The organism is Terrabacter sp. Soil811 (assembly GCF_001429655.1).
In the GTDB taxonomy this organism is placed as follows: domain Bacteria; phylum Actinomycetota; class Actinomycetes; order Actinomycetales; family Dermatophilaceae; genus Terrabacter.
Map to the genome: position 1 here is coordinate 262006 of NZ_LMSX01000001.1, position 17529 is coordinate 279534.

Below are 17529 nucleotides of genomic sequence, written 5' to 3' on the forward strand. Positions count from 1 at the left end.
GCCAGCCTAGGCGCACCCGGATCCGGGACCGCACCGCGAGGTGTGGTCGACGCCCCACCGGAGTCTGACGGCAGTAGCGTGATGCCGGTGCGCCGCCATGACTTCTCGGGACCTGCAGACCTGCGGGCGATGCAGGGCCTTGCCTCGCGGCTCTGGACACCCGCCTCCCGCTTCCACCCCGGTCAGCTCGCGTGGAGCCGCTACTACCGGCCGGTCGACCCGATGGGTCTCGACGACGACGAGGCCATCGCTCTCTGGACCGACGGCGGCGAGGTCGTCGGCTTCGGCTGGGCCGAGGCGCCGGACTGGTTCGAGCTCCAGGTCGACCCCGCGCGGCCCGACGTCGCCGCGGAGGTCGTCGACTGGTTCGAGGAGGTGAGCGACGCAGAGACGCAGTCGGCCCTCGTCTTGGAGGGAGATGTCGCCGAGCAGGCCCTCACCGCAGCAGGATTCGAGCCGCACGCGGACGAGCCCTTCTTCACGCACCACGAGCTCGACCTCGCCGACCTTCCGCCGGTGCCGGACGTCCCGGGCTACACCTTCCGTCACATCGAGCCGCACGAGGCCCGCGCCCGCGCTGCCGTCCACGCCGCCTCGTGGTCCGACGTGGGCCCGTCGAAGGTCGACGAGCGGGCCTACGAGCAGCTCATGGGCGCGTGGCCCTACCGCCACGACCTCGACTGGGTCGCCCTCGACGCCGACGACACCATGGTGGCCTCGGCCCTCGTGTGGCTCGACCCGGCCCACGGCGCGGGTCTCGTCGAGCCGGTGGGGTGCGTGCCCGAGCACCGCGGTCGCGGACTCGCAGGAGCCGTGACGCTCGCCGCCCTGCACCGGCTCGCCGAGGTGGGCGCCTCTGTCGCACAGGTGAGCCCGCGCGGCGACGACGACTACCCGGGTCCCCAGCGGCTCTACCGCGCCCTGGGCTTCCGACCGCGCGCCCGCACCGTCACGTGGCGCCGCTCGCTGGACTGAGGTCGCCTCCCGGCTACCCGACGGGGGTTCGCTCCAGCCGAGAGGCGGAGATCGTGGCCGAGCCGACGACCCGCGTGCCCTCGTAGAGCACGACGGACTGTCCCGGCGCGACGCCACGCACGCGGCCCTCGAGCCGCACCTCGACGCGGTCGCCATCGGCCCAGGCCGTCGCGGCATACTCCTCGCCGTGCGCACGCACCTGCGCACCGACGTGCACGACGCCCTGCGGCGCCGGGCCGCACCAGCGGGCATGGTCGCCGGTGATCGCGTTGACGCCGAGCAGGTCGGCGGCGCCGACGACCACCTGGTTGGTCTCGGTGCGGACCTCGACGACGTAGCGCGGCTCGCCGTCGGCGGCGGGCCGCGAGAGGGCGAGCCCGCGGCGCTGTCCGACCGTGTAGGCGAAGGCCCCGGCGTGCTGGCCCACGACCTCACCGGACGTGTCGACGATGTCTCCGGGGGCCTCGCCGAGCTCGCGCGTCAGCCACCCCTTGGTGTCGCCGTCGGCGATGAAGCAGATGTCGTGGCTGTCGGGCTTCCTGGCGATGAAGAAGCCCCGCTCGGCCGCCTCCTCGCGAATCCGCGGCTTGGTCGTGTCACCGAGCGGGAAGAACGACCGGGCCAGCTGGTCGGCGTCGAGCACGCCGAGGACGTAGCTCTGGTCCTTGGCCATGTCGACCGCGCGGTGCAGCTCGCGCCGCACTCCCCCGTTCCCGTCCTCCGCTTCGACGACCTGGGCGTAGTGACCCGTGGCCACGGCGTCGAAGCCGAGGGCCAGCGCCTTGTCGAGCAGCGCGGCGAACTTGATCTTCTCGTTGCAGCGCAGGCACGGGTTGGGCGTGCGCCCGGCAGCGTACTCGGCGCGGAAGTCGTCGACGACGTCGCGCTTGAAGCGGGCCGCCATGTCCCAGACGTAGAAGGGGATCCCGAGCACGTCGGCCACCCGACGTGCGTCGCCGGCGTCCTCGATGGTGCAGCAGCCGCGCGCCGACTCGCGCAGCGTCGCCGCGCTCTGGCTCAGGGCGAGGTGGACGCCGACGACCTCGTGACCGGCGTCGAGCATGCGGGCGGCGGCGACCGCCGAGTCGACGCCACCGCTCATCGCCGCCACGACCCTCACGACGCGGTCGCCTCCCGCGCGCGGCGCGCGCGCTCGATGGCAGCGGGCAGCGCGTCGACGAACGTGTCGACGTCGGCCTGGGTCGAGGTGTGCCCGAGCGTCAGGCGCAGGGCGCCCCGGGCGTCGCTCTCGGCGACCCCCATCGCGAGCAGCACGTGGCTGGGCTGGGGCACGCCGGCCTGGCACGCCGACCCCGTCGAGCAGGAGACCCCCGCAGCGTCGAGCAGGTAGAGCAGGGAGTCACCGTCGCACCCGGGCACGAGCAGGTGCACGTTGCCGGGGAGCCGGCTCACGCCGTCGCCACGGCGCCAGACCCCGGACGGCCGGATGTCCGGGGCGATCGCCATGGCGCGCTCGATGAGGTCGTCGCGCAGCGCGACGAGCCGCGCCGACTCGGCCTCGATCGAGGCCGTGGCCTCGGTGAGCGCGGTGGCGAAGCCGACGATGGCCGGGGTGTCGAGGGTGCCGGACCGCACCTGCCGCTCCTGCCCGCCGCCGTGCGTCAGCGGGACGAGCTTCGCGTCACGGCGCAGCACGAGGGCGCCGACGCCGACGGGACCGCCGAGCTTGTGCGCGGTCACCGACATGAGGTCGGCGCCGCTCGCCTCGAAGTCGACGGCCAGGTGCCCGGCCGCCTGCACGGCGTCGGTGTGGAACGGCACCCCGAACTCGTGCGCCACGTCGGCGATGGCACGGACGTCCTGGACGGCTCCGACCTCGTTGTTGGCCCACATCACCGAGACGAGGGCGACCGAGTCGGGGTCGGACTCGATGGCGGCGCGCACGGTCGCGGGCTCGACGACACCCTCGGGCGTGCAGTCGAGCCACGTCACCTTGGCACCGTCGTGCGCGACGAGGAAGTCGACGCAGTCGAGCACGGCGTGGTGCTCGGTGGCGCCGACGAGGAGGCGCACCCGCGCCGGGTCGCGATCCCGGCGGGACCAGTACGTGCCCTTGACGGCGAGGTTGTCCGACTCCGTGCCACCGGAGGTGAAGACGATCTCGGAGGGTCGCGCACCGAGGCAGCGGGCGATCCTCTCGCGCGACTCCTCGACGGCCCGGCGCGCGGCGCGACCCGTGCGGTGCAGGGACGAGGCGTTGCCCACGACCGCCAGCTGCTCCGTCATCGCCGCGAGGGCGGCGGGGAGCATCGGCGTGGTCGCCGCATGGTCGAGATAGGCAGTCACCCACCGATTCTAGGACGCCCGGACACCCCGGCCGGACGGCCGCAGGACGAGGCGTCCACCCACTCCCGTGGGCGATGGCGTATGCCGTCCCGCCGGCTACCCGTGCGTAACCTCACACCGCGCCCCCTCGTTGGCCAGTCACGTCGCCACCCTCCACTGACGTGGGGTGGCCCAGCAGAGAGGGATCTCATGCGATTGACCGCCTCACGCCGCCTCCGTCTCGGAACGGTCACCCTGGCAGCAGCCACCGCCCTGACCTCGGCCACCGTCGCCGCCGCGTCGCCGGCCTCGTCCGGTCCGCAGTCCGCGCCGTCCGGCGCCGCCGCCGGCCTGCTGGGCACCGGCCAGGCCCGCGCACCGCTGTCGACGTGGCTCGCGCAGCACTGGTCGACCCTGTCCGCCGTCACGCCGACGACGGTCCTCGTCCACGCGACGGACGTCGGGGCCGCACGCCGGGCCGCCACCGCGTCCGGGCTCACGGTCCGCGACACCTACGACAAGATCGGTGTCGTCGTCGCGGCCGGGCTCCCCCTGCAGATCGACGCCGTGCGCTCCGTCCCCGGCGTCACGTACGTCGAGGGCAACCAGCCCATCGACATGTTCCTGTCGACGTCCAACACGGCCACCCGCGGCTCCGAGGCCCGGGCGACCCTCACGGGGGCGAACGGCACGGCCCTCGACGGCTCCGGTGTCAGCGTGGCCGTCATCGACTCCGGCGTCGACCCGACGCACCCGTTCCTCCAGAACGCCGACGGCACCTCGGCCGTCGTCAAGAACCTCAAGATGGTGTGCGACCCGCTCGAGCTGCTCCCCTGCCAGCCCGTCGACGCCGGCAGCCTCAACACCGACCTGCTCGCCGCAGGCGGTCACGGCATGCACGTCTCCGGCATCGTCGCCGGGCGCGACGTCACCCTGTCCGACGGCACGAAGATGCACGGGGCCGCCCCCGGCGCGAGCATCGTCAGCCTGAGCACCGGCGCCGTGCTGCTCATCGTCGGCGCCGACTCGGCGCTCAACTGGGTCCTCGAGCACCACGCCGCGCCCTGCGGCGCGGGCGTCCCGGCCAGCACCTGCCCGCCGATCAAGGTCACGAGCAACTCCTACGGACCGACGGGCGGCGGCGAGTTCGACCCGAACTCGGCGACGGTCAAGCTCCAGCGCGCGCTCGTCGGCGAGGGCGTCGTCTCGGTCTGGGCCAACGGCAACGACGGCGGCGACGGGTCCGCCAACCTCTCCAACCCTCCCGGCCAGGACCCGACGGGCGGCATCATCTCCGTCGCGTCGTACAACGACCAGGACACCGGCACCCGGGGCGGCACGGTCAGCGACTTCAGCTCGCGCGGCCGCTCGGGGCAGCTCGCCTCCTACCCCGACATCTCGGCGCCGGGTGAGGGCATCACGTCGTCGTGCCGGATCTACCTGCCGATCTGCACGACGGGCGGCGACCCGCGCAACAACGGCGACTACAACACGATCAGCGGCACCTCGATGGCGACGCCGCACATCTCGGGAATCGTCGCCCAGCTCTTCCAGGCCAACCCGAGCGCGACGCCGGCCCAGGTCGAGGCCGCCATCAAGGCGACGGCCTGGAAGTACGCCGACGGAGCCGCCTACGTCAGCGACCCGGCCGGCAACGGCACGACGTCGTTCGACAAGGGTCACGGCCTCGTCGACGTCGTGGCGGCGGCCACCGCGATCCGTCCCTGACGCCGGGGCGCACCCAGCACCACACGCATCACCCGTCCACCCCACCCGTGGGGCCGGTCTGCCTATGATCGGCCCCATGGGTGGCAGGCACGAGGGCACCGGCGGCAGCCGGCTGCGCGCGCCCGCCGGCCACCGGGCCGTCGCGGCCCTGGCCTGTCCCGCCATCGGCTACTTCGTGGCCCGCCTGCTCGTGCGCCTCGTCCCGTCGCTGCCCGCGACGATGACGTATGCCGTGTGCCTGGCCCTCGCGCTCGCCCTCGCCTGGCGGGCGTGGTCGGCCCGCATCGACCTCGGGACGAAGCGCCTGCGCGTGCACAACACCCTGATGACGACGACGATCGACCGGCGCAACGTACGGCGCGTGTCGTCGAGCGGACGGCTCGAGTGGCGTCACGGGCAGGGGCGACCGGTGCGCCTGCCGTCGGAGGCGCTGCGCGGAGGATGGTGGACCCTCGGGACGGGGCGTTCGGCATACGCCTTCAACCGGCAGCGGCTCGAGAGCTGGATCCGGCTGTCGTCGCGGGTCGACCTCGACTCCGAGGCGGCCTGAGGGTCGGCCTCGTGCTCGCACGACGGCGGCCCCCGACCTTTCGTGGTCGGGGGCCGCCGTCGTGCGGCGTCGGGCACTCGGCCCGACGGGGGCGGTCAGTCCTTGGCGGCCGTGATCGCCTCGGTCGCCTGCGGGAGGACGTTGAAGAGGTCGCCCACGACGCCGAAGTCGACGAGCTCGAAGATCGGGGCCTCGTTGTCCTTGTTGACGGCCACGATCGTCTTGGACGTCTGCATGCCGGCGCGGTGCTGGATGGCACCGGAGATGCCGCACGCGACGTAGAGCTGCGGGCTCACCTGCTTGCCGGTCTGGCCGACCTGCGAGGTGTGGGGGTACCACCCGGCGTCGACCGCGGCACGCGAGGCACCGACGGCGGCACCGAGCGAGTCGGCGAAGTCCTCGACCTTGGAGAAGTCGCCGCCGGTGCCACGTCCACCGGAGACCACGATGGCGGCCTCGGTCAGCTCGGGGCGGCCGGTGGCCTGCTTCGGCTTGGACTCGGTGATCTTCGCGCCCTTGGCGGCGTCGGACGGGGTGAAGTCGACGACCTCGTCGGCGGCCGCACCCGCGACCTCCTCGGGGGTGGCGGAGTTGGGCTTCACGGCGACGATGGGCGTGCCCTTCGTCACGGTGGCCGACACCGTGTAGGAGCCGGCGAAGACCGACTGCGTCGTCGCGACGCCACCGCTGCCGTCACCAGTGGCCTGGACGTCGACGGCGTCGGTGATGAGGCCCGACTCGGTCTTGACGGCGAGGCGGGCGGCGATCTCCTTGCCCTCCGGCGAGGACGGCACGAGGACCGCGGCCGGGGACGCCGAGGAGACGAGCTGGGCGAGCAGCTCGGCCTGGGGGACGACGAGGTGGTCGAGCACCTCGGGCGACTCGACGCGGTAGATCTTCTCGGCGCCGAAGCGGGCGAGGGTCTCCTTGGCGGCGTCGAAACCGGGGCCGACGAAGACGGCGGACGGCTCGCCGAGGCGGCGGGCGATCGTCAGCAGCTCGGACGTGGTCTTGCGGACCTTGCCCTCGACGTGGTCGACGAGCACGAGTACTTCAGCCATGGTGCGGATCTCCTTTGCTGGCTGGGAAGGTCAGGGGCAGGTCAGACGAACTTGCGCTCGGTGAGGAAGGCGGCGAGCTTGCTGCCGCCATCGCCCTCGTCCGCGACGATCTCGCCCTGCGAGCGCGGCGGACGGGCGGCGAAGGACTCGACCTTCGTCCACGCGGCGTCGAGGCCGACCTGCGCGGCGTCCACGCCGAGGTCGGCGAGGCTCCACTGCTCGACGGGCTTCTTCTTCGCGGCCATGATCCCCTTGAACGAGGGGTAGCGCGGCTCGTTGATCTGGTCGGTGACCGACACGAGGGCCGGCAGCGTGGCCGTGATCGTCTGGGTGGAGGCGTCGCCGTCGCGGCGGATCGTCGCCGTGGTGCCCTCGACGGTCAGCTCGGACGCGAACGTCACGGCCGGCAGGCCGAGCCGCTCGGCGAGCATCGCGGGCACGACACCCATGGTGCCGTCGGTGGAGGCCATGCCGGTGACGACGAGGTCGACGTCCCCGATCTTCTTGATGGCCTCGGCGAGGACGAGCGAGGTCGCAATGGCGTCGGAGCCGTGGATGGCGTCGTCGTTGACGTGCACACCCTTGTCGGCGCCCATCTGCAGAGCCTTCTTGATGGCGTCGGCGGCGGCGTCGGGGCCCACCGTCAGGACGGTGACCTCACCCTCGCCGGCCTCGACGATCTTGAGGGCCTCCTCGACCGCGTACTCGTCGAGCTCCGACAGCAGGCCGTCGACGTTCTCGCGGTCGGTCGTGTTGTCAGATGCGTTGAACGTGCGCTCGGCCTGGGCGTCCGGCACGTACTTGACACAGACGACGATGTTCATGGGTGAACGTCCTCTTCCGTTGCTGGTGGTGGTGCTCATGGAACTGCCGGAGGTCGCTCCGGCACTGCCGTCCATCCTCTCACTGAGCGCCCGCTCAGTCCGCACGCCTCTGGCGTGACGCTCACCACCAGACCCCTGGCGTATGCCGTCCCCCGTCGTCCGCGCGCACCCGGCGGGCCTGCCGGGAGGGCTGGGACGAGGCAAAACCGGTTGTCGAGGGTTGTCCGAACTGCGGAGGATGGGCGCCATGTCGTCCGCCTCCCCCGTCCCGTCCACGCGCCCCCGGGTCGCCCTCGTCACCGGGGTCGGCAGGCGTCGCTCGATCGGCTCCGAGCTCGCCCTCGGACTCGCCGCGGACGGCTGGGACCTCGCCCTCGGGCACTGGCAGCCCTACGACGATCGGCTCGGCTACGAGCGCGGCACCGACGACCCCGCAGCCGTCGCCGACGAGTGCCGAGCCCTGGGTAGTCGCGTCGAGCTGCTGCCCGGCGACCTCTCGGACCCGGCTGTCCCCGAGGCCCTCGTCGCCACGGCGACGGAGCGACTCGGACCGGTGACCGGCCTCGTCATGTCGCACTGCGAGTCGGTCGACAGCGGGATCCTCACGACCTCGCTCGAGAGCTGGGAGCGGCACTACGCCGTCAACGCCCGCGCGACGTGGCTGCTCATCCGGGCCGTGGCCGAGCGGCTGCCGGTCCAGGAGCCCGTCGGGCCTGCCGCCGCCCACGTCGTGGCCCTGACGAGCGACCACACCGCGCACAACCTGCCCTACGGCTCGAGCAAGGGTGCCCTCGACCGCATCGTCATCGCGGCGGCCGTCGAGCTGGCGGACCGCGGGGTGCGGGCCAACGTCATCAACCCCGGTCCGATCGACACGGGCTGGATGGACGGCCGGATCCGGGCGCTCGGCACCGCCGACACCCCGGCCGGCCGGCTCGGCACGCCGCGCGACACGGCCGACCTCGTGCGCTTCCTGCTCTCGGAGCAGGGCGGCTGGATCAACGGCCAGCTGCTCCACAGCAACGGCGGCTTCAAGACCTCCTGAGCCGGACCGCGCCGCGGCGCGGTTCCTGCGCCGAACCCACCTCCGCCGTGCACGAGACCGCGCCATGGCGCAGTTCCTGCGCCGGACGGCATACCGACCTGGGCGCCGAACCGTCAGGCGGGGTCGACGTCGGCGGTCTCGAGGACGTGGAAGGCCGGCTCCTCGTAGGGGTGCGCGGCCGGAAGCGCGGCGACGACGTCGGCCCGCAGCCTCCGCTCGAGGACGAGCTCGACGCGGTTCTCGGCGACCTTCTCGAGGTCCCCGACGACGCCGATCGTCGGGGTCGCACCCTCGACCGGCCGGAACTGTCCCGTGCCGCGGGTGACGAAGGCGCACTCGCGGTAGTCGCCGACCGCCCCGGCCCCGGCGGCGAAGAGCGCCCCGAGCACTGCGTCGGTGTCGCCGACGGGGACGTAGACGACGAGGACGTCGAGGGGCCCGCGCCCCGGCACGGCGGTCACGGCCGAGTCCCCCCGAGCTCCCGGAGACGCCCGAGGCGGACCCACCGGCACGGGCGCCGCGGGTCCGCCTCGAGCGGCGTACGGGTGAGGGTCATCGACCCTCGAACTGCGCCTTGCCCGGGCCGTGCTCGACGAACGAGGACATGCCGATCTCCCGGTCCTTCGTCGCGAAGAGGGAGGCGAAGAGCAGACGCTCGATCTCCAGCCCGGTCTCGAGGTCGACCTCGAGACCACGGTCGATGGCCTCCTTGGCGGCGCGGACGGCATACGACGCGGCGCCGACGAAGGTCGAGGCCCACTCACGCGAGGCGGTGTAGACGTCGGCGGCCGGCACGACCTTGTCGGCGAGGCCGATGGCGAGCGCCTCCTGGGCGTCGACGAAGCGGCCGCTGAAGATGATCTCCTTGGCGCGCGAGGCTCCGACGAGCCGCGAGAGGCGCTGCGTGCCGCCGGCGCCCGGGATGATGCCGAGGAGGATCTCGGGCTGGCCGAGCTTCGCGTCGTCGGCGACGACCCGGAAGTCGCACGCGAGCGCCAGCTCGCAGCCTCCACCGAGCGCATACCCGGTGATCGCGGCGATGACCGGCTTGGGGATGCGCGCCACGGCGCTGATCGAGCTCATGAGCGGACCGGAGCGCTCGACCATGTCGGTGTACGACATCGTCTGCATCTCCTTGATGTCCGCCCCGGCGGCGAAGACCCGCTCACCGCCGTAGGCGATGACCGCCTTCACGTCGGTGCGCGCGGTCGCCTCGGCGGCGGCCTCGCGGATCTCCTCCTGGACCTGGACGTTGAGGGCGTTCATCTTCGGCCGGTCGAGACGGATCGTGCCGACGCCGTCCTCGACCTCGAGCCGGACGAACTCACCCATCAGGCGTCGCCGGGAGCGGGCGCGTCGTCCATCGGCAGCCAGGACTGGAAGAAGAAGCCGACGCTCTGGAGGATGTGGTTGACCGACAGCGGCACGAGGATGTCGAGGTCGGCGTTCGGGGTCACGACGTGCTCGGCCGAGACGACGAGGCTCTCCTGGACGAGGGAGAGCTTGACGATGTTGAGCTGCATCGTCAGGTCGTTGCAGCGGGCGAGGCGCTCGTTGCGATCGGACGAGACGGGCTCGGCGAGCTGCCACTGGCCGAAGAAGCGGACGAGGGCGAGGTCTCCCTCGGCGATGCGGGCGAAGAGGGTCGTGCTGGTGCCCTGGTCGTCGACGATGGCGAACTCGAGGTCGCCGTCCCCGTCGATGCTCGCCTCGATGCCGAGGCCCTTGAGCACGTCGAGGATGCGGTCACGCACGGGCGCGTCACTGACAGGGGCTCCGTTGGGGCCGGCGTCGGGCGCGCTCGGCATGAAGTTGGGCAGCGAAGTCGGATCGGTCATGCGCCAACCGTAACGAGCCTGCGCGACGAGGTCGATCCGGCCCGGGGGTGCGATCGGCCACCCCCTACGCTCAGACACATGTGCCCGCCCCCTCCCGCGACGCCAGACCTGCCTCCCGAGCACGGGGTCCGGCTCACCGCCGAAGGAGCCCAGTTCTCCGTCTACGCCGGCCACGCCAGGGCCGTCGAGGTCTGCCTCTTCGACATCGCCGCCGACGGCACCGAGACCGAGCGCCGGGTGCCGCTCCGGCATCGCGCGCACGGCACGTGGTTCGACACCGTGCCCGGGGTCGGGGCCGGGCAGCGCTACGGCTTCCGCGTCGACGGCGACTGGGACCCGGACCGGTCCCTGCTGCACAACCCCGCCAAGCTGCTCCTCGACCCCTACGCCCGGGCCATCGAGGGCGGGGTGCTCCTCGACCCCGCCGTCTACGCCCACCACGTCGGCCCGGACCTGCGCGGTGACCTCTGGGTGCGCGACGACCGCGACTCGGCCCCGCACCTGCCTCGTTGCGTCATCGTCGAGGACGAGTTCGACTGGGGTGCAGACGATTTCCCGAGGCGCTCACTCACCGAGTCGCTGATCTACGAGGTCCACGTCAAGAACGCCACCCAGCTGCACCCGGGCGTCCCCGAGGAGCTGCGCGGGACGTATGCCGGCCTCGCCCACCCCGCGTTCGTCGACCACCTGCTCGGGCTGGGGGTCACCGCGGTCGAGCTCCTTCCGGTCCACACGTTCACCCACGAGCCCGACCTCGTGCTGCGCGGCCTGACGAACCACTGGGGCTACAACACGCTCGGCTTCTTCGCGCCGCACGCCGCGTACGCGGCGACGGCCGACCCGCAGGGCGCCCTCGACGAGTTCAAGACGATGGTCAAGGACCTGCACGCCGCCGGCATCGAGGTGCTCCTGGACGTCGTCTACAACCACACGGCCGAGAACGCCCGCGAGGGGATGACGCTCTCGTGGCGCGGGCTCGACCAGCGGGCGTACTACCGCGTCGACGGTCGCGGCCGCGACATCGACGTCACGGGGTGCGGCAACACGCTCGATCTCACGCACCCGGTCGTGGCCAAGATGGTGCTCGACTCGCTGCGCTACTGGGTGCAGGAGTGCCACGTCGACGGCTTCCGCTTCGACCTCGCCGTCGCACTGGGCCGCGGCAAGGACGACGGCTACGACCGCGACCACCCCTTCCTCGTGGCCCTGCGCACCGACCCCGTCCTGTCCCGCGCCAAGCTCGTCGCCGAGCCGTGGGACCTCGGCATCCACGGTTGGCGCACGGGCCAGTTCCCGCCCCCGTTCTCGGAGTGGAACGACCGCTACCGCGACGCGACCCGGACCTTCTGGCTGCGCGACCTCGCCGCCTCCGCGTCGGGAGGGGTCGGCCACGGCGTCCGCGAGCTGGCGACCCGCCTGGCGGGGTCACAGGACCTCTTCGACCGCCACGACCGCGGCGCCATCGCCTCGGTCAACTTCGTCACGGCCCACGACGGCTTCACGCTCGCCGACCTCACGACCTACGACACCAAGCACAACGGCGCCAACGGCCACAGCGGCGCCGACGGGTCCAACGACAACCGGTCGTGGAACCACGGCGTGGAGGGTCGCAGCGACGACCCCGACATCACCGCTGCGCGACGCCGGTCGATCCGCAACCTGCTCGGCACGCTCCTGCTGTCGACGGGCGTGCCGATGCTCAACGCGGGCGACGAGGTGGGTCGCAGCCAGCGCGGCAACAACAACCCCTACTCCCAGGACAACGAGATCAGCTGGATGTCGTGGGACCTCGAGCCCTGGCAGGACGACCTCCTCGAGACGACGCGGCACCTCGTCCGCCTTCGACACGAGCACCCCGTGCTTCGGCAGCGGGCGTTCTTCTCCGGCAGGCAGATCCATGCGGACGGCTCGACCGACCTCGCGTGGTTCGCATCCGACGGGCACCCCATGGGGGACCGCTGGGACGGCCCCGCCGCCCACGTCCTCCAGGCCCTCTACGACGGTGCGCGACTCGACCAGCAGTCGGTGCTCATCGTCGTCAACGGGTCGGCCCAGAAGGCCGAGGTCACGCTGCCGAAGGCGCCGGGCGCCACGGCCTACGAGCTGCTCTGGGACAGCGCCGGGGAGCGGCCCACTCCCCCGGCCGGGGACTGCGCTGCCGGGACGCCCGTCGCGATGGAGGCCGCGTCGATGCGCGTCTGGCGCTCGACCGCCGGCTGAGGTCGGGACCCTGCCACCCGGCATACGTCCGCGGACGACGAGAGCCCGGACCCCAGCGGGGTCCGGGCTCTCGGTCGACGAGCCTCAGGCGTTGCGCGCGAGTCCCAGCTCGGCCGGGCCGGCGAGCCCGGGGTGCTTCGGGACGACGCGGACGCTGTAGCCGAACGACCCGGTGCGACGCAGCGGCTGCGAGCCGGCGAACTGGTGCCGGCCGTCGGCGTAGGACTCGACGAGGGCGAGCGGGGCGACCTCCATGCCCCACAGCTCGTCGACGTCGTTGACGTGTCCGTGGACGAGCTGCACCTCGACGTCGTCGGGGGTGAGCCCGTCGAGGGCGACGTAGGCGCGCAGGTCGAGGACGTCGCCGATCTGCGGCGAGTCCGACAGACCCGAGGGCTCGACGTGCTCGACCTTGACCTTGGGCCAGGCGCTGCGGATCTTCGTCTTGTAGGCAGCAAGGTCCTTGGCACCGGCGAACTCCGACCCGGACACGGAGCGACCGGCTCCGGCCGCCGGGCTGTAGAGCTGCTCCGTGTAGTCCTGCACCATGCGGCTCGCGAGGACCTTCGGGCCGAGCGTCTTGAGGGTGTGGGTCATCATGTCGATCCAGCCCTGCGGCAGGCCCGCGGCGTCCCGGTCGTAGAACTTCGCGGCGACGTCGTTCTCGATGAGGTCGTAGAGCGCCGAGGCCTCGATGTCGTCACGCCGGTCGGCGTCCTCGACGCCGTCTGCGGTCGGGATCGCCCAGCCGTTGCGACCGTCGAACCACTCGTCCCACCAGCCGTCGAGGATCGAGAGGTTGAGGCCGCCGTTGAGGGCCGCCTTCATGCCCGACGTGCCGCACGCCTCGAACGGTCGCAACGGGTTGTTGAGCCAGACGTCGCAGCCCGGGTAGAGGTGCTGGGCCATCGCGATGTCGTAGTTGGGCAGGAAGACGATGCGGTGGCGCACCTCGGGGTCGTCGGCGAAGCGGACCATCTCCTGGATGAGGCGCTTGCCGGTCTCGTCGGCCGGGTGCGACTTGCCGGCGATGACGAGCTGCACGGGACGCTCCGGGTGGAGCAGGAGACGCTTGAGGCGCTCGGGGTCTCGCAGCATCAGGGTGAGGCGCTTGTAGGTCGGCACGCGTCGGGCGAAGCCGATCGTCAGCACGTCGGGGTCGAGGATGTCCTCGACCCAGCCGAGCTCGGCGTCGCTCGCGCCACGCTTCTGCCACGAGGCCTTGACGCGACGGCGGGCGTCGGCGACGAGCTTCTCGCGCATGACGCGCTTGGTCGACCACACGGCATCGGCGGGCACCTCGTCGATGCGCTCCCAGGCGTTCTCGCCCGAGATGTCGGTCGTGCCGAGGTGCTTGCGGGCCACGTCGTAGACGGCCCGGTCGACCCACGTCGGGGCGTGGACACCGTTGGTGATGCTGGAGATCGGGACCTCGACGTCGTCGAAGCCCGGCCACAGGCCGTCGAACATCTCGCGGCTCACGACGCCGTGCAGCTGGGACACGCCGTTGGCGCGCTGCGCGAGCCGCAGGCCCATGACGGCCATGTTGAAGATGCCCGGCTGGCCGCCCTCGTAGTCCTCGGCGCCGAGGGCGAGCAGGCGCTCGACCGGCACGCCGGGGATGGCGTTGGCGCCGCCGAAGAAGAGGTTGATCTTCGCGGCGTCGAAGCGGTCGATGCCGGCGGGCACGGGCGTGTGGGTCGTGAAGACCGTCGCTGCGCGCACGGCCTCGAGGGCCTCGTCGAAGGTCAGGCCGTGGTCGCGGACCAGCTCGGTGATGCGCTCGACGCCGAGGAAGCCGGCGTGGCCCTCGTTGGTGTGGTAGACCTCCGGCGTCGGGTCGCCGGACAGGCGGGACCACAGACGCAGGGCGCGCACGCCACCGATGCCGAGGAGCAGCTCCTGCTCGAGGCGGGTGTCGCCGCCGCCGCCGTAGAGCGACTCGGTGACCTTGCGGGTCTGCTCGTCGTTGCCGGGCACGTCGGAGTCGAGCAGCAGCAGGGGCACGCGACCGACCTGCGCCTTCCAGACGTGGGCGTGCAGCTGGCGGCCCGCGGGCAGGCTCACGGTGACGACGGCGGGCGTGCCGTCCTCCTCGCGCAGCAGCGACAGCGGGAGGCCGTCGGGGTCGAGGACCGGGTAGGTCTCGACCTGCCACCCGTCGCGGTTGAGCGACTGCTTGAAGTAGCCGGTCTTGTAGAAGAGCCCGACGCCGACGATCGGCACGCCGAGGTCCGACGCGGTCTTGAGGTGGTCGCCGGCGAGGATGCCGAGGCCGCCGGAGTACTGCGGCAGCACGGACGTGATGCCGAACTCCGGGCTGAAGTACGCGACCGCGGCCGGGGCAGCCTTGCCGGCGGCCTCCTGCTCGCGGCTCCACGACTGGTACCAGCGCTCGTCGGAGAGGTAGTGGTGCAGGTCCTCGTTGGCGGCCACGACGCTGCCGACGAACTCGTCGTCGGCGGCCAGCGCGGCCAGCTCGTCGGAGGACAGGCGGGAGAGGAGCTTGACGGGGTCCTCACCGGCCTGGGCCCACTTGCGGGCGCTGATGCTCTCGAACAGGTCGCGGGTCGGCGGGTGCCAGGACCAGCGCAGGTTGCTCGCGAGGACGCCGAGTCCCTCGATGCGGCTCGGCAGGACGGTACGGACGCTGAAGCGACGGATGGCCTTCACAAGGGGACAGCATAGGGGTCGCGATGACGGCTTCTTGCAACCCTTGCAGCGGGGTTTCACCCATCGGACGGGGCCTCGGCGCGTCATGGGCCAAACGCTGCAACTTCGATACGGTCGATCACGTGACTGGCTCAGCGAAGAAGCCCCGTTCCAGCAAGCCGAACCGTGTGCGCAACGCCGCCCCCCAAGCACCACGACGCGACGATGCCACCCCGACCGCAGACACCGCGTTCGTCGACGACACCGAGGCAGGAGCCGTCCACCTCGCCCCCGACCACCCCGTGAGCGCCCCGCCGACCGTCGAGGGCATGCCGGGTGACGCGCTCCCGATGGGACGCATCCCCGTGAGCGACGTCCGTCCGCTCGTCGACGGCGGGACCCGCCCGGCCAAGTCGGTCGTCGGCGAGGAGTTCACCGTCCGGGCCAAGGTCTTCCGCGAGGGCCACGACGCCGTCAACGCGACGGCCGTGCTCACCGACCCCGACGGCACCGACCACTACTTCGCCATGCACAGCGTCAACCCCGGCCTGTCCGAGTGGGCCGCCACCGTCGTCGCCGACCGCGAGGGCTGGTGGACCTACCGCGTCGAGGGCTGGTCCGACCCCTACGCGACCTGGGTGCACGACGCCGGCATCAAGATCGCCGCCGGCGTCGACGAGGACCTCATGTGCGCCGAGGGCGTCCGCGTGCTCGAGCGCTTCGCCGCGGCCGTCCGCGGCCTCGGCGTCGACGCCGCCGAGATCGACAAGGGCGTCGTCGCCCTGGGCGACAACCGGGCCCCAGCCGCGCACCGCTTCGGCGCGGCGACCTCGCCGGAGATCGCCGGTCTCGCCGCCCTCGTGCCGCTGCGGGAGTTCGTGTCGGCGTCACCGGCATACTCCCTGCTCGTCGAGCGCGAGCGCGCGCTCTACGGCGCCTGGTACGAGATCTTCCCCCGGTCCGAGGGCGCCCACCGCGACGAGAAGACCGGCGAGTGGGTGTCGGGCACCTTCCGGTCCGCGGCCGAGCGGCTGCCCGCCATCGCCGACATGGGCTTCGACGTCGTCTACCTGACGCCGATCCACCCGATCGGGACGACGGCCCGCAAGGGGCGCAACAACACCCTCACGGCCCAGCCCGGCGACCCCGGATCCCCTTATGCCATCGGCTCGCCCGACGGCGGGCACGACGCGATCCACCCCGACCTCGGCACGTTCGAGGACTTCGACCACTTCGTCGCCGAGACGCGACGGCTCGGCATGGAGGTGGCCCTCGACATCGCTTTGCAGGCCTCCCCCGACCACCCGTGGGTCCAGACGCACCCCGACCTCTTCACGACCCGGGCCGACGGCACCATCGCCTACGCCGAGAACCCGCCGAAGAAGTACCAGGACATCTACCCGCTCAACTTCGACAACGACCCTGCCGGGTCCTACGCCGAGGTGCGCCGGGTCATCCAGGTGTGGCTCGACCACGGCGTGCGCATCTTCCGCGTCGACAACCCCCACACCAAGCCGGTCGCCTTCTGGCAGTGGCTGATCGCCGATGTCGCGCAGGACCACCCCGACACCATCTGGCTGTCCGAGGCCTTCACCAAGCCGGCGATGATGCACCACCTCGCCAAGGCCGGATTCCAGCAGAGCTACACCTACTACGCGTGGCGCAACGCGAAGTGGGAGCTCGAGGAGTACGGCACCGAGCTCGCGGGCGAGGACACCGGGTCGGCGTACATGCGCCCGGCCTTCTGGCCGACGACGCACGACATCCTCACGCCCTACATGCAGTACGGCGGCCCGACCGCGTGGAAGCTGCGCGCCGCGGTCGCCGCGACGATGGCCCCGACCTACGGCATCTACGCCGGCTACGAGCTCATGGAGCACGTGGCGCGTCCCGGGGCCGAGGAGCAGCTCGACAACGAGAAGTACGAGTACAAGGACCGCCAGTGGTACCTCTACGAGCCGGGGGGCCCCCTCGAGAGCCGCTCGCTCGCCTGGTACCTCAAGCGGCTCAACGACATCCGCGGCTGGCACCCCGCGCTGCACTGGCTGCGCAACCTGCGCTTCCACGCGGCTGACGACGAGAACGTCATGGTCTTCAGCAAGTCCCGTGTCGTCGACCGGGCCACGGGCGAGCGCGACACCGTCCTCGTCATCGCCAACCTCGACCCGCACGCCACGCGTGAGACGTGGGTGCACCTCGACATGGAGGCACTGGGTATGGCCACGTGGTCGACGTTCGACGCGCACGACCACATCACGAACCAGACGTGGGAGTGGCGCCAGGACAACTTCGTGCGGCTCGGTCCCGACTCCGAACCCGTCCACATCATCCACGTGAGGAGCCACTGACG

General features: G+C 72.0%; 14 protein-coding genes. 6 read left to right on the plus strand and 8 right to left on the minus strand.

All coding sequences use genetic code 11. From position 1 onward, the window contains the following. Positions 1-81 precede the first annotated feature (81 nt). Complete coding sequence (locus ASH01_RS01185; protein WP_235509492.1) at positions 82-975, plus strand: GNAT family N-acetyltransferase; 894 nt, start codon at positions 82-84, stop codon at positions 973-975. Positions 976-988: 13 nt separating this feature from the next. Here ASH01_RS01185 and mnmA read toward each other — a convergent pair whose 3' ends face one another. Together mnmA and ASH01_RS01195 are read right to left on the minus strand one after the other, a co-directional pair. Continuing rightward, positions 989-2095 carry a tRNA 2-thiouridine(34) synthase MnmA gene (gene mnmA / locus ASH01_RS01190; protein WP_056770343.1) on the minus strand — a complete coding sequence of 369 codons (1107 nt, stop codon included), beginning with the start codon at positions 2093-2095 and terminating at the stop codon, positions 989-991. Beyond that, positions 2092-3282, minus strand: coding sequence for a cysteine desulfurase family protein (locus ASH01_RS01195; protein WP_082619330.1), 1191 nt, complete (start codon positions 3280-3282; stop codon positions 2092-2094). Before ASH01_RS01195 ends, mnmA begins: the two co-directional genes overlap by 4 nt. A gap of 189 nt (positions 3283-3471) precedes the next feature. On the opposite strand from ASH01_RS01195, the gene ASH01_RS01200 reads away from it, so the two are divergent. Together ASH01_RS01200 and ASH01_RS01205 are read left to right on the plus strand one after the other, a co-directional pair. Further along, positions 3472-4989, plus strand: a complete 1518-nt coding sequence (locus ASH01_RS01200; RefSeq protein WP_056770350.1) for a S8 family serine peptidase — start codon at positions 3472-3474, stop codon at positions 4987-4989. A gap of 76 nt (positions 4990-5065) precedes the next feature. Further along, positions 5066-5539 (plus strand): hypothetical protein, encoded by a 474-nt coding sequence (locus ASH01_RS01205; protein WP_056770354.1) that lies wholly within the window; start codon positions 5066-5068, stop codon positions 5537-5539. Positions 5540-5634: 95 nt separating this feature from the next. Here the strand turns inward: ASH01_RS01205 and ASH01_RS01210 are convergent, their stop codons facing one another. Both ASH01_RS01210 and ASH01_RS01215 read right to left on the minus strand, forming a co-directional pair. Further along, entirely contained in the window at positions 5635-6600 is a 966-nt protein-coding gene (locus ASH01_RS01210; RefSeq protein ID WP_056770356.1) for an electron transfer flavoprotein subunit alpha/FixB family protein, read from the minus strand. A gap of 41 nt (positions 6601-6641) precedes the next feature. Continuing rightward, positions 6642-7424 carry an electron transfer flavoprotein subunit beta/FixA family protein gene (locus ASH01_RS01215; RefSeq protein WP_056770359.1) on the minus strand — a complete coding sequence of 261 codons (783 nt, stop codon included), beginning with the start codon at positions 7422-7424 and terminating at the stop codon, positions 6642-6644. A gap of 247 nt (positions 7425-7671) precedes the next feature. On the opposite strand from ASH01_RS01215, the gene ASH01_RS01220 reads away from it, so the two are divergent. Beyond that, complete coding sequence (locus ASH01_RS01220) at positions 7672-8469, plus strand: SDR family oxidoreductase (protein ID WP_056770361.1); 798 nt, start codon at positions 7672-7674, stop codon at positions 8467-8469. A 113-nt stretch (positions 8470-8582) separates the two neighbouring features. Here ASH01_RS01220 and ASH01_RS01225 read toward each other — a convergent pair whose 3' ends face one another. The 3 genes from ASH01_RS01225 to ASH01_RS01235 all read right to left on the minus strand — a co-directional run bounded on the left by ASH01_RS01225 (position 8583) and on the right by ASH01_RS01235 (position 10307). Continuing rightward, positions 8583-8930 carry a hypothetical protein gene (locus ASH01_RS01225; protein WP_056770364.1) on the minus strand — a complete coding sequence of 116 codons (348 nt, stop codon included), beginning with the start codon at positions 8928-8930 and terminating at the stop codon, positions 8583-8585. 91 nt (positions 8931-9021) lie between these two features. After that, positions 9022-9801 (minus strand): enoyl-CoA hydratase/isomerase family protein, encoded by a 780-nt coding sequence (locus tag ASH01_RS01230; protein WP_056770366.1) that lies wholly within the window; start codon positions 9799-9801, stop codon positions 9022-9024. Beyond that, positions 9801-10307 (minus strand): YbjN domain-containing protein, encoded by a 507-nt coding sequence (locus tag ASH01_RS01235; RefSeq protein ID WP_020142900.1) that lies wholly within the window; start codon positions 10305-10307, stop codon positions 9801-9803. Before ASH01_RS01235 ends, ASH01_RS01230 begins: the two co-directional genes overlap by 1 nt. A gap of 78 nt (positions 10308-10385) precedes the next feature. Here ASH01_RS01235 and glgX point away from each other — a divergent pair, with 78 nt between their 5' ends. Then, positions 10386-12527: a glycogen debranching protein GlgX gene (gene glgX / locus ASH01_RS01240; RefSeq protein WP_056770369.1), complete on the plus strand. Its 2142-nt coding sequence runs from the start codon at positions 10386-10388 to the stop codon at positions 12525-12527. Between the two features lie 84 nt (positions 12528-12611). On the opposite strand, the gene glgP is transcribed toward glgX, so the two are convergent. Next, positions 12612-15200, minus strand: a complete 2589-nt coding sequence (gene glgP / locus ASH01_RS01245) for an alpha-glucan family phosphorylase (protein WP_056770371.1) — start codon at positions 15198-15200, stop codon at positions 12612-12614. Between the two features lie 308 nt (positions 15201-15508). Here glgP and ASH01_RS01250 point away from each other — a divergent pair, with 308 nt between their 5' ends. Next, complete coding sequence (locus tag ASH01_RS01250) at positions 15509-17527, plus strand: alpha-1,4-glucan--maltose-1-phosphate maltosyltransferase (RefSeq protein ID WP_056772505.1); 2019 nt, start codon at positions 15509-15511, stop codon at positions 17525-17527. The last annotated feature ends 2 nt before the right edge of the window (positions 17528-17529 follow it).